This is a genomic window from Methylobacterium sp. CCH5-D2, assembly GCF_001556475.1.
Taxonomy (GTDB): Bacteria; Pseudomonadota; Alphaproteobacteria; order Rhizobiales; family Beijerinckiaceae; genus Methylobacterium; species Methylobacterium hispanicum.
In genome coordinates this window covers 17,053-29,022 of record NZ_LSIX01000589.1, presented here as the reverse complement: position 1 = coordinate 29,022, position 11,970 = coordinate 17,053, and the positions used below count along the sequence as shown (strand labels likewise).

At 67.0% G+C, this 11,970-nt stretch carries 6 protein-coding genes and 1 pseudogene; 6 read left to right on the top strand and 1 reads right to left on the bottom strand.

Going from position 1 to position 11,970, the window contains the following annotated elements; translation table 11 throughout:
- The 5 genes and pseudogenes from AX737_RS15175 to AX737_RS15150 form a co-directional block, all read left to right on the top strand.
- A pseudogene (locus AX737_RS15175) lies at window positions 1–429 on the top strand (cyclic nucleotide-binding domain-containing protein); the annotation flags it as partial.
- Complete coding sequence (locus AX737_RS15170) at window positions 416–2,431, top strand: family 2A encapsulin nanocompartment cargo protein cysteine desulfurase (RefSeq protein WP_066922647.1); 2,016 nt, start codon at window positions 416–418, stop codon at window positions 2,429–2,431. The pseudogene AX737_RS15175 and the gene AX737_RS15170, both read left to right, overlap by 14 nt.
- 811 nt (window positions 2,432–3,242) lie before the next feature.
- Window positions 3,243–4,157, top strand: a complete 915-nt coding sequence (locus AX737_RS15160) for a LysR substrate-binding domain-containing protein (RefSeq protein ID WP_066922643.1) — start codon at window positions 3,243–3,245, stop codon at window positions 4,155–4,157.
- Window positions 4,158–4,274: 117 nt separating this feature from the next.
- Window positions 4,275–5,021, top strand: a complete 747-nt coding sequence (locus tag AX737_RS15155; protein WP_066922641.1) for a glucose 1-dehydrogenase — start codon at window positions 4,275–4,277, stop codon at window positions 5,019–5,021.
- 34 nt (window positions 5,022–5,055) lie between these two features.
- Window positions 5,056–5,454, top strand: a complete 399-nt coding sequence (locus AX737_RS15150; RefSeq protein WP_066922639.1) for a cupin domain-containing protein — start codon at window positions 5,056–5,058, stop codon at window positions 5,452–5,454.
- Between the two features lie 501 nt (window positions 5,455–5,955).
- On the opposite strand, the gene AX737_RS15145 is transcribed toward AX737_RS15150, so the two are convergent.
- Window positions 5,956–10,050 carry a flagellin gene (locus AX737_RS15145; protein ID WP_066922637.1) on the bottom strand — a complete coding sequence of 1,365 codons (4,095 nt, stop codon included), beginning with the start codon at window positions 10,048–10,050 and terminating at the stop codon, window positions 5,956–5,958.
- Window positions 10,051–10,501: 451 nt separating this feature from the next.
- On the opposite strand from AX737_RS15145, the gene AX737_RS15140 reads away from it, so the two are divergent.
- Window positions 10,502–11,494, top strand: coding sequence for a helix-turn-helix domain-containing protein (locus AX737_RS15140; RefSeq protein ID WP_066922635.1), 993 nt, complete (start codon window positions 10,502–10,504; stop codon window positions 11,492–11,494).
- Window positions 11,495–11,970: the final 476 nt, after the last annotated feature.

The following is an 11,970-nucleotide window of genomic DNA, read 5'->3' as shown; positions in this document are numbered from 1 at the left end:
GTGTGGAAGAAGCCAGCCTTCTTCGTGGCCCACCCCCGCGCCATCGCCGCCTTCGGCCGCGAGGCGACCCGCCGGGGCGTGCCGCCGGTGGTGGTGCACTTGTTCGGCGCGCCCTTCATCACCTGGCGCGGCGTGCCGCTGGTGCCGAGCGACAAGCTGCCGATCGACATCGACCCGGTGACCGGCGCCCAGACCACCTCGATCCTGCTGCTGCGCGTGGGCGAGGGCGAGCAGGGCGTGGTGGGCCTGCAGAAGTCCGGCGTGACCGGCGAGATCGAGCCCGGCCTGTCGGTGCGCTACATGGGCACCAACGACCACTCCATCGCCTCGCACCTCGTGACCCGCTACTTCTCGGCCGCCGTGCTGGTCGAGGACGCGATCGCCCGTCTCGATAACGTGCTGCTCGGCAACTACCATGACTATGCGTGAGGTGCCGGTGTCCGGTTTCCCCACGGGGACGACGGGCGAGCTCGCCCATGCCGATCTCGTCGGGCGCCTCGCCCGCGAGATCTACGGGCAAGGTCAGGGGATTGGGCAGGCGGTGAGCCAGCCCCTCGCCCCGACGCTGCCGGCGAGCCCGCAGGTGCCGCCGGTCCTCGACGGCCTGCCGCAGGGCTTCGGTGGCACCCCGCTGCCGAGCGGTTCGGTGGGAACGCCCTCGGCTCCGGCCGGGGGGCTGCCCGCCGGGTTCCAGCCGGACGTTTCGGCGTTCGGTGCCCGCTCCTTCGGGGCGCCGCCGGTCGGTGTGCCGGGTCTGAGCGGCCCGACCGTGCCGAACCTCGCCCCAGCCAGTCCAGCCTTCGCCGAGATCGGCGCGGTCCCGCCGGTCCACCCGGCGAGCCCGAGGCCGGTCCTGCCGGACTTCTCGTTCCCGAGCGTCCCGTCGCTGGCGGCGGCGCTCCCCGGCGGCCCGGATCTGCATCGGCAGATCGCGGCGGACCACCCCCGTGCCAACACGTTCGCCCACGCGCTCGCCCCGCATCTCGTGCCGGCGGATCCGTCGAAGGCCGGCGTGGACGAGGCGCAGGAGAGCTTCAGCCGGACCGGCCGCCTGTCGCGGGCGCCGGACCCCACCCCGTCCAACCAGTCCGACTACTACTTCCTCAACCTCGGTCCTGGCCCGGCCCGCAAGGCCCCGGCCAGCCCCCGCGTCGAGCCGGCCCGCTCGCCTGGTCCCTCGCCGCGGGCGCTCGCCCACAGGTCGACCCCGGTGGCGGCGCCCTTCGACGTCGAGCGCGTCCGCCGGGACTTCCCCGCCCTGCACCAGAGCGTGAACGGCCACCCGCTGGTCTGGCTCGACAACGCCGCGACGACCCACAAGCCGCAGGCCGTCATCGACGCGACCTCCGAGTTCTATGCCCGGCACAACTCGAACATCCACCGGGCCGCCCACACGCTCGCAGCGCGCTCGACGGATCTGTTCGAGGGTGGGCGCGAGGCCGTGCGCCGCTTCCTCAACGCGCCGACCAAGGACGACATCGTCTTCCTCCGGGGTACGACGGAGGCGATCAACCTCGTCGCCGCCTCCTATGGCGGGGCGAATGTCGGACCGGGCGACGAGATCATCCTCTCGACGATCGAGCACCACGCCAACATCGTACCCTGGCAGCTGCTGGCGCAGCGCACGGGCGCGACGATCCGGGTGATCCCGGTCAACGACCGCGGCGAGATCATCTTCGAGCAATACGCCGCCCTGCTCTCGGGGCGGACGAAGATCGTCTCGGTGACGCATGTGGCCAACGCGCTCGGCACCGTGAACCCGATCCGGGAGATCATCGCGCTGGCTCACGCCTACGGCGTGCCGGTGCTGGTCGATGCGGCGCAGTCCTCGCCGCATATCCCGCTGGACGTGCAGGCGCTCGACGCGGATTTCCTCGTCTTCTCCGGCCACAAGGTGTTCGGGCCGACGGGCATCGGCGCCCTCTACGGCAAGAGCGCCCTGCTCGACGCGATGCCGCCCTGGCAGGGCGGCGGCCATATGATCGAGGACGTCACCTTCGCGAAGACCGTCTACAAGGGCGCGCCGGAGAAGTTCGAGGCCGGCACCCCGGACATCGCGGGGGCGGTCGGGCTCGGTGCGGCGCTCGACTACCTGGAGAGCATCGGCCTACCGGCGATCGCGGCCTACGAGCACGACCTGCTGGACTACGCGCAAGCGGGGCTCGCCGACGTGAAGGGCCTGCGCCTAATCGGCACGGCGCACGAGAAGGCCAGCGTGATGTCCTTCACGATCGAGGGGCAGGAGAACGAGGCCGTCGCGCACCACCTCGACGCCCACGGTATCGCCGTACGCTCCGGCCACCACTGCGCCCTGCCGGCGCTCCGCCGGTTCGGTGTGGACCAGTCGGTGCGGGCGTCCCTCGCCTTCTACAACACCCGCGAAGATGTGGACGTGTTCCTGCGGGCGCTGCACACCCTGCCACGGCACTGAACGTTCCGCGTCGGCTGAACGGATCGGCGCGGAATGAGGTCATGAACAATAGTCTCGAACTGAGGGCTTTTGCTCAACTTGATGGATTTCTGCTTCGCCCGCTTTGGCAGCAAGTGACGTCATAAGCAGACAGGCTGCTTGCGGCCACCGTCAGTCGCTCAAGCCGTCAAACAAACTGCTCAGAAGCGCACTTTGCAAGGGCCTGCTTTGGGTCATTTTGAGGTTTTCGCCTGGGCCGCGGCGAACGTTCGCTTGCCCGCAACTTGATCCTCTGAGCGGACGGCTATTGGCTAGGTTTGGCCATCGTATCCTGGGCAGCTGGTGAGCACGCCGTCGCGGATCTCACGCACCACGAATAGCAGCAGCAAGGCAGCCAGCAGTATCAACAAGGACCAGACAGCGAGATCCGATAGCCGCTCACCCGGCAGGAGCATGTCGGCAGCGCGACGCAGCCGCTGCCGGGACCAGCGAGGGTGCGAAGATGAGCGGCGGCTCTCGGGCATGGGCTGGGATCTGCAGTTTGGAGGGGTACGACAGGGATCAGCCGAGCCAGCCAGCCGTGCCTTCAAACGGCGGTACGGCCTCTCGCCGATGCGGGTCGAGCCGGGATCGGCGCCGGTTGCGGCAGCGTCTGAGAGCGGCCTACTCGGCTGGCTACGGGATCTATAGCCAGCTTGACCGTGCCAAGAGCTGCTTGGGGTGGGGAGCGGACCCTGGTCATCCAACCGGAAGCGGCCTTTCCGCATCCGACCCACCGCGGTCATGACGCGTTGGGGATTGCTTTCCCGCGAGCAGACACTTCACTGCTCCGATGCGGATCCATCGGACCGAATTGGCCGACCTCGGGACCTTCCTCGCCATCGCGCGCCACCGCAGCTTCCGGCGTGCGGGTTTGGAGCTTGGCGTCAGCGCCTCTGCGCTCAGCCATGCGCTCAAGGCGATGGAGACGCGCCTCGGCGTCCGCCTCGTCAACCGCACCAGCCGCAGCGTCACACTCACGGCGGCAGGGGAAGATCTGCTCGCTTCATTGGATGCACCGTTCGCGGCCATCGGCTCCGCGCTCGACGTGCTCAACCAGCACCGTGAACCAACGAAGGCGACCGGACGGATCCGCCTCAACGTGCTCGAACATGCGAGCACGTTGCTGCTCGCCCCGGTGCTGCCCCTCTTCCATGAACGCCACCCGATGATCGAGATCGACGTCAGGGTGTCCAACGATCTGCTCGATGTCGTGGATGCCGGCGCCGATGCAGGCATCCGCTATGGCGGGACCGTCCCTCAGGACATGGTAGCCCAGCGCCTGTCCGCCGATCTGCGCTGGGTCGTGGTCGGCGCTCCAGCCTATCTCGACCTGCACGGCACGCCCGATCATCCGAGCGACCTCGCGGCTCACCGATGCCTACGAATCCGCCTCGGCGACGAGAGCCTTTACCGGTGGGAGTTCGAGAGGACGGACGAGCCCATCGCGGTCGACGTCCCCGGCGCGGTGACGCTCGACAACACGCAGTTCGCCCTGTCGCTCGCGGCGGCCGGAGGCGGCCTCGCCTATCTCCCGGAGGCGTGTGTCGGACCTGCGGTCGCCCGCGGCGAGCTTCGCGTCGTGATGGCGGCTTGGGCTCCCCTGGGACCCGGCTTCCACCTCTACTATCCCAGCCGTCGCCAACTGCCGACGGGGCTGCGGCTCCTCATCGATCTGATCCGCGAGATGAAGCCACTCGGCTCGTAGCGGCCGCGCCGTCCGACGATGAACGTCGCTCATCGTTCCGTTGAGTGAGGAACGCCTGATCGACGCCCCGCGCAATGTCTACGTCTGACTCAACGAGGTCAGCCGAGAGAGCGAGACATGCGGCGTTTCACCGGAAAAGTCGCCTTCATCACGGGCGCGGCCAGCGGCATTGGCCGTGCCGCCGCCGTCGCGTTCGCGAGGGAAGGCGCACGGGTCGCAATCACCGACCGTACCAAGGCTGCGCTCGATCAGCTTGGCGCGGAGATTGAAGCGGAAGGCGGCGAGGTGCTCGCGATCCGGTGCGACGTGTCGGTGCCGGAGGACGTCGAGGCGGCGGTTTTCAAAACCGTCGAGCGGCTCGGCCGCATCGACTGCGCCTTCAACAATGCCGGCGTCGAGAACAAGGCCGCCCCCGTCCACGAGATCGCTCTCGACGAATGGGACCGCATCCTCGACATCAACCTGCGCGGCACGTTCGTGTGCATGAAGCACGAGATCGCGCAGATGCTGCGCCAGGGCGGCGGGGTGGTGGTCAACACTTCGTCTGGCGCTGGCATCAGGGGCGTGGCGGGAGGAGCGAGCTACGCCGCCTCGAAGCACGCCCTGATTGGCCTCACCAAGTCGGCCGCCCTCGATTATGCGAAGGCGAACGTCCGGGTGAACGCGATCCTCCCCGGAAACATTGAGACGCCGATGATGGACCGATTCACTGGCGGTGACATCCAGAAAGCAATCGACCTTGAGCCGGTCGGACGACTCGGCAAGCCCGAGGAGATTGCCGAGGCTGTCCTGTGGATGTGCTCGGACCTCGGTGCGTTCGTCACGGGCGCATCGATCTCGGTCGACGGCGGCTGGTCGCTCTGACGCGCGTTCCTTCAAACAACGGAAGATGGATCCCATGGACATCAAACGCAGCGGAAGTCAGCCTTCGGGCGCAGGGCCGTCCGAGTGGTTCACCGGCACGGTGCGGATTGATCCGCTCCACAGTGCGCCCGATCCTGCCCGAGTCGCGATGGCGAGCGTAACCTTCGAGCCGGGTGCGCGGACGGCATGGCACACGCATCCACTTGGCCAGACGCTGATAGTCACCTTCGGACGCGGATGGGTTCAGCGCGAGGGCGGCCCTATCGAGGAGATTGCGCCGGGCGACGTCGTCTGGTTCGAGCCGAACGAGAGGCATTGGCACGGGGCCACGGCGACCACGGCGATGACGCATATCGCGATCCAAGAGCGTAACGACAGCAAGGCCGTGACATGGATGGAGCAGGTCACCGATGGCGAGTATTCCGGGTCCTGAGCTTGGTCTGCGAGGTCCGGCATCGACGATGCGGCGCTAAGAGCGGCCCAGCGGCTTTTCACCCAACCCGGTCAGCGGCCTTAACCTGATCGAAAGCCAGCGAGCAGACCTTCCGACGGTCCGCAAAGGGTCGGGAGCACCCCTTGGCATGCCTCTTAGGTGCTGACCTTCCGCCTATGAGTTTGCCGCAGCCTTGGATGGAACACGCAACGCTGAGCAAATCGTCGCTACCCTCGCCGCCGCACATCGCTCCGGGGACGAGCTTGGCGACCTCCATCTGCCGTTCACGGACCTCATCGAGGGCGGCGGTCGCGGCGTTGGCAGTGGCCTGCCGCTCGAGCGCCGTGGCTGCCGTGCCCGCTCGTCGATCTCCTCCGTCAGCCTGCACCCACGCCGATATCAGGCAGGAGCCGTCCACAGCCGACACAATTAGACCTAGCATCCAACCGCTGCGGCGGCGATACCGACCAATCTTTGAACGGCCGGCATCGCCACAGAGGTTCAGCGCAAGAGCTGAAGGATGCCCTGCTGAGCTTGGTTGGCGAGTGACAGCGCCGAAACAGCCAGCGAGTTGCGGGTCGAAAGTGCCTGGGAGTTGGCTGCCTCCTCGTTCATGTCGGCGTTCGTAAGGTTCGCCGCGCCGGTGTCGAGGATGTTGATCAGCGCCTTCGAGAACTCCTGCCGGTTCTGCACCACCGAGAGGTTGGCGCCGAAGGTGGAGGATTGCGTGCGCAGGGTGTTGGTCGCCGTGTTGAGTTTCTCGATCATGGAGGTGATCTCGTCGTCCGTCTGGAAGCCGCCGGTCACGGTGTTGAGGCCGAGCCCGTCCGCGTCGAAACGCACGCCCTTCACATCGACCGCTGAGGTGTTCTTCTCGTTGAGCGCGATGTGCAGCGTGTTGTCGTTGCTGTTGTTGCCGGTGCGGAACAGCAGGTTGATGCCGTTGTAGCTCGAATCCCGGGCCTGTTGGCTGATCTGGCCGAGCAGGTCGTTGAATTGCGACGCCAGCGTCTGCCGCACGGAGCTTGCCCCCTTGCTGCCGCCGACATCCGTGCCGGTGGAGGTCATCGCCGAGGAGGTCGCGGTGCCGAAGCCGATAGTGTCGGTGCCCTTCGCCTGGAGCGTCAGCTTCTGGTCGGAGCCGGCCGTCGTGGTCGAGATCTGCAGCTTGCCGTTGTTGATGCTGGCCTGGACCTTGCCGGCGAGACCCGTATCGGCCGCGATCTGCTGGTTGATCGTGGTGACGAGTTGCGCTGCGGTCAGCGTCTGCCCGGCGATGGTCGAGACGTTGATCGTCTTGGCCGGGTTGGAGCCGAGCTTCAGGTCGAACGAGGCGTTGGCGCCGGCGTTCAGGCTGCCGAGGGCGGAGGCCGTGTTCAGCGTGCCCCCGATGATCGTCGCGGTGGACGAGCCGTCCGTGGCGTCGCTGCCCGACGAGGTCACGGCATCGGCCGGCGTGCCGCTGCCAGCCGCGAAGGTGCCGTTGGCGGCGGTGTTCCGGCCGAGGCCGAGCCCCATGTCGTCGCTGAGCGCGTTGAGCGACACGGAGGCGGAGGCGCCGACCGCGTTGGACGTGACCTTCAGAGCACCGTTCTGGTCGAACGACACCTGCGCCTTGATCGGCGCGGCGAGGTTGGTGCTGGTGTTCCTGTTGTTGTCGAGTTGGTACTGGATGGCCGCGAGGACATCCGCCTTCGTGGCGCTGCCGCTGCTGCCAATCGCCGGGCCCCCGGCGCTCGCGATGCTCGCGGCGTTGACCGTGATGGTGTTGGACGTCGCGCCCCCGGCGCTGACGGTGAAGCTCGCGGACTTCCCGGCCGACAGGTCGATCCGTCCGGTGTTGTCCGTGGTCGCCGCGGTGCCGGCGGTCGCCGCCGCCGCGGTGCCGAGGCCGAGGCCGAGCGTGTCGCTGAGGTTCGAGAGGCCCGGGGCCGTCGTTCCACTGTTCGAGCCGACGAGGGTCAGCTTGCCGGAGCCCGCATCGACGTAGGCCGCGTAGCTCGTGCCGGCGAGCTGGCCGTTGATCGACTTCACGACCGAGGCGAGGCTCGCGGTCGCGCCGAGCTTGCCGGACCCGCCGTTCCCGTCCGTGCTGTCCTTGTTGATCTGCACCGTGGTGCCGCCGACCGTGAAGCTCGCGGCCTTGCCGCTGCCGAGGTCGAGGCCGCCGGGGAAGGCGGTGGCGAGATTCACGCTCAGCACCGTCTTGGCCGGCGTGCCGAACAGCCCGAGCTGGTCCGTGAGATTGTTGCCGGCCACGGTGACGTCCGGGGCGGTCCCGCCACCGGCACCGTCGCTGAAGACGAGCTGGTTCGCGTTGTTGATCGAGGCGGTGACCGTGGAGGCTGCGCCGTTGGCCGTGGAGGCCAGCTTCAGGTTGATCGCTTCCACCAGGCGGCTTCCGGTGAGCGGGCCCTGGCTGAGGGCGGTGCCGCTCCTGTCGGTGCTGCTGCCGTCGATCGTGACGGACTTCGTCGCCCCCGAGCCGATCTTCACCTCGAACGTCGTGTGCTGGCCGGTCCCGAAGCTCAGCGTGCTCAAGTCCGGCAGGGCACTCGCCGCCGTCTTGGACGCCGCGGCGGCTGTGGTCGTGGTCTGGGTCGCCGCCGCGTTGCCCGATGTCGACTGGATGGAGTTGCCTGCGGCTCCGGCCGTTCCGTCCGTCGTGGTGCTCAGGCCTGTGTTGTTGGTGGTGTTCGCGCCCTTCGTGAAGGTCAGCGCGTTCGCGTTCGCCGTCTCGCCGTCGACGAAGGTGAGCTTGTTGCTGCCGTCGAGATAGGCTTTGACCGTGGCGGCCGCCGCGTTGCCGCCGGCTGCCGCCAAGCGCAGTTGCTCGTTGATCGAGGCCACGACCTTCGCGGGCGGCACGTTCATCGGGTCGTCGCCCAGCTTCGTGGACGTGCCGCTGCCGGTCGGCGCGTTGGCGTCGATCGTGATGGCTGCGCCCGCGACAGTGAAGCTCGCGCTGTTGGTCCGGACGTCGGTGTTGGTGGTGAGCGCGTTCGCGAACGTCACCGTCGAGGGTGTCGAAGCGAGGCCGAGCTGGTCGTTCGCGACCGAGACGGTGGGAGCGCTGTTGGCCCGGTTCGAATCCGTGAAGGTGAGCTTGTTGCCGCTGTCGAGACTGGCCCTCACTGTGGTGAGCCCGGCGCCGTCCAGCTTCCTGTTGATCGCGTCGAGGATCTGCTGGTTGGTCGGGCTGTTGCCGAGCGGGTTCGTGGCGTCCTTCAGCGACGTGGAGTCGATCGAGAAGCTCTTGCTGTTGACCGTGAAGGACGTGGTCAGCCCGTCCACGACCGCGGTCGTGGCCGATGCGAGGCCCAAGGCCTTGCCGAAGGCGACCGCGCCCTGCGTGCCGCCGACCCCGGCCGAGAAGCTCGCGACCGTGCCGTTCGTTGAGTTCGAACTCGGCAGGTCGGCTGCCGCCGTCGCACTGTTCGTGCCCGGCGTGAAGGTGTTGAAGCCGATGCCGGTGCCGTTGGCTCCACCGGTGGTCGTGTCGGTGCCGCCCGTGACCGAGAGCTGCGCGTCCGGTCCGGTATCGCCGGAGACGAAGACGAGCTTGTCGACGTTGGCCGCGCCGTCGAGCGCCTGGGTGCCCAGGCGCACCGTGGCGGTCGAGCCGGCCTTGCCGAGCTGGTAGTTGATCGCGTCGACGATGTCGGCCTTCTGGGCCTGACCGGTCGCGGCGTCGACCAGCTTGCGGCTGCCGCTGTCGTTGAGCACCGTGTCCTTGTCGAGCTTGACCGTCACGGTCTTGCTGCCGTCGAAGACCGTGAAGCTCGCGCTGCCGCCGTTGGTGAAATCGGCCGTGGGCCCGAGCGCGGCGTTGGCGGTGACGGTGGCGGCCTTCGGGGGCGTCTTGGCCACGCCGAAGCCGATATCGACGGTCGCGTTGCCCGACGCCGCCACCGAGACCTTGGCGGAGGAGCCGGTCGCCGTGGTGGCGAAGCCGAGGCGGCCGTCGTCGCCGATGCTGGCCTTGACCTTGCCCGCGAGGCCGCTGCCGGCGATCTGCGAGTCGATCGCCTTGAGGAGGTCGTCGGCCGAGAGCTTCGAGAGATCCGTCAGGCCGGTATTGGCGAGCGCGGTCGAGTCGAGCCGGATCGTGGTCTTGGTCGTGCCGCCGTCGAGCGAGATGTCGAGCGAGGCGTCCTTGGTCGGGCTCGACAGGTCGAAGGTCGTGCTGCCGTCGGCGCCCTTGGTGCCGAGATTGTTGAGCGTCGCGGTGCCCGCGGCCTTGGCCGCCTGGGCGCTGGCGCCGCCCTTCACGCCGCCGCCGCCGCCGGTCTTGTCGGCGATCGCCTGCTGGGCCGTCGACTTGGCGGTGTCGATCAGCTTCTGGATCGAGCTGATGCCCTGGCTCGCCGCCTGGATCGTCTGGATGCCGTTCGAGATGCCGTCCATCAGCGCCGAGAGGTCGGACGAGCGCGCGGTCAGGCTCTGCGAGGTGAAGAAGTTCGTCGGGTTGTCGAGCGCCGAGGTTACCTTCTTGCCGGTCGAGAGGCGTCCCTGGGTGGTCGAGAGCAGGTTCGCGGTGTCCTGCAGCGAGAGCAGGTTCTGCCGCGTCGCGGCCGAGAGCGTGATGGATGACATTCTGAGATCCAGTCGGGCGTTGGGCCGAAGGCATCGGCGACGAGACCATCAGGCGCCCAACGCATTAACCCAGACCCTAAGAACAGAACGCCGCTATAGCCGTATAAGTCTCAAACCGTATCAATTTACAATCCTAAAATCTCAAACAAATACTATGTGCAACTAAGTCTCATTTTAGGTCCTCTCTGTCTCGCGCGACACCTGCGGCTCACTCCACGGCACGTCGACAGGTGCGCTTCTGTCTCGAACGCGAGCGAGATCGTCGCAAATTTTGACATTTTACCTAGATTGCGAGGCGGAAAAGGTAAGGATAAGAATTTCTACACAAGGCCAGCGTCGCTTTAGGGCTCTTCAATCACGGCTGTAGACAGACCGAGACAGATACTACCAAAAGATGCAGCAACCGCGCCTGGCTTGACCTTCAACAGTGTAGAACTAGACGATGTCGGATATGCCTTTCACCCAATTCGTTCCCGGCAACGACCCGGTAGAGGCGTGGAAGTCATGGGCAGAGCACCTGTCACCGATCTTCGAGGCGCGGCCGGTCTCCGAAACCCATGTCGGCCCCTCGGTGGCGATGAGGAGCTACAACCTCGGTACCGTCCTAATCGGCGAGGTCTCCGCCCCAGCCCAGACCCTGGAGCGCACCGCCCGCACGACGGCGGCGCAGGGCCTCGACCACCTGCTGATCCAGTTTTACCGGAGCGGGACGAGCGTGGTGCGCACGGAGCGAGGGGAGGCGGAGGTCCGGCCCTCGGATTTCGTGGTCTACGATCTTGCGCAACCGGTCAGCCTCACGGCCTCACCCGTGACCGCGACAAACATCCTGCTGCCCCGCGCGGCGCTGGGCGACCGGAGCGAGTCGCTCGACGCCCTGCACGGCTGCGTGTTCAGCGCCGCACGCGACGCGGGCACGCAGATCTTCACCTCTTACCTGCGCGATGTGGTGGCCCACGGGGAGAGCCTCGCTGCGCCGTACAGGGCCAGCATCGCGGAGGCAGCAGCCAAACTGTGCGCCGCCGCCCTGCCGAGCCCCGTCACTGACGCCTCGGTTGCCGAGCGCCGGGCGAGCCTCGAGATCCGCGCCTTCATCCAGAACCATCTCAGCACCCCGGGACTCGGTCCGGAAATGCTCTGCGCGCGCTTCAGCCTCTCGCGCGCCACGCTCTACCGCCAGTTTGCGGCCGATGACGGGGTGCAGAACTACATCCGCAACCGCCGCCTCGCCCGCGCCATGGCGCTGCTGACGCGGTCCGGCGACGGACCGCGCCCGCGTGTGTCGAGCATCGCTTACACGGTGGGCTTCACGGACGAGAAGACTTTCAGCCGCGCCTTCAAGCGGCGGTTCGGGTTCCTGCCGCGCGAGGCCGCCATCGACCGGGGCGGCCTGCCGGTCCGCTCCGAGACGGGCTCGATGCTCGGAAGCTGGCTCCGCGAACTGTAAGCCTGATCATCGAAACCGGAATAGAGGTGGCGCTACCCGTCGGCGCGGAGGTCAACGATGCAGCAGGCGTTGTTGATCACGCTCATCTCCGTCGCGTTCGACACCTTCATTTTCTGGACACATCTCATGGAGCGGCCCAATGGCGGCTGAGGGTAGTCAACTGCCAGCACCCGGCGCGTGGCAATCGCGCGCTCGCGGGACTCCTCGCCATGCGGGTAGGCTTTTATCAGCGATGCACTTCCGCGTATCGCCCGCGCAGTCCGCGCCGGTGGTTGTCGGCCACTAAAGCAAATTGAGATTCCGTCGTTTGGTGGCGTGCGATCCAACGGGAATGTTCTATCTATTTATATTCTGGGGCGGATCCAATGCCGTCGGCTTGGCCTGCTTCGAGATAAGTCTGTCTGTGTACGAGTCCAAGCCCATCGGGATGAGTAATTTAAGCGGATTCACAACCAATGATTCGGTAATAGAACTAT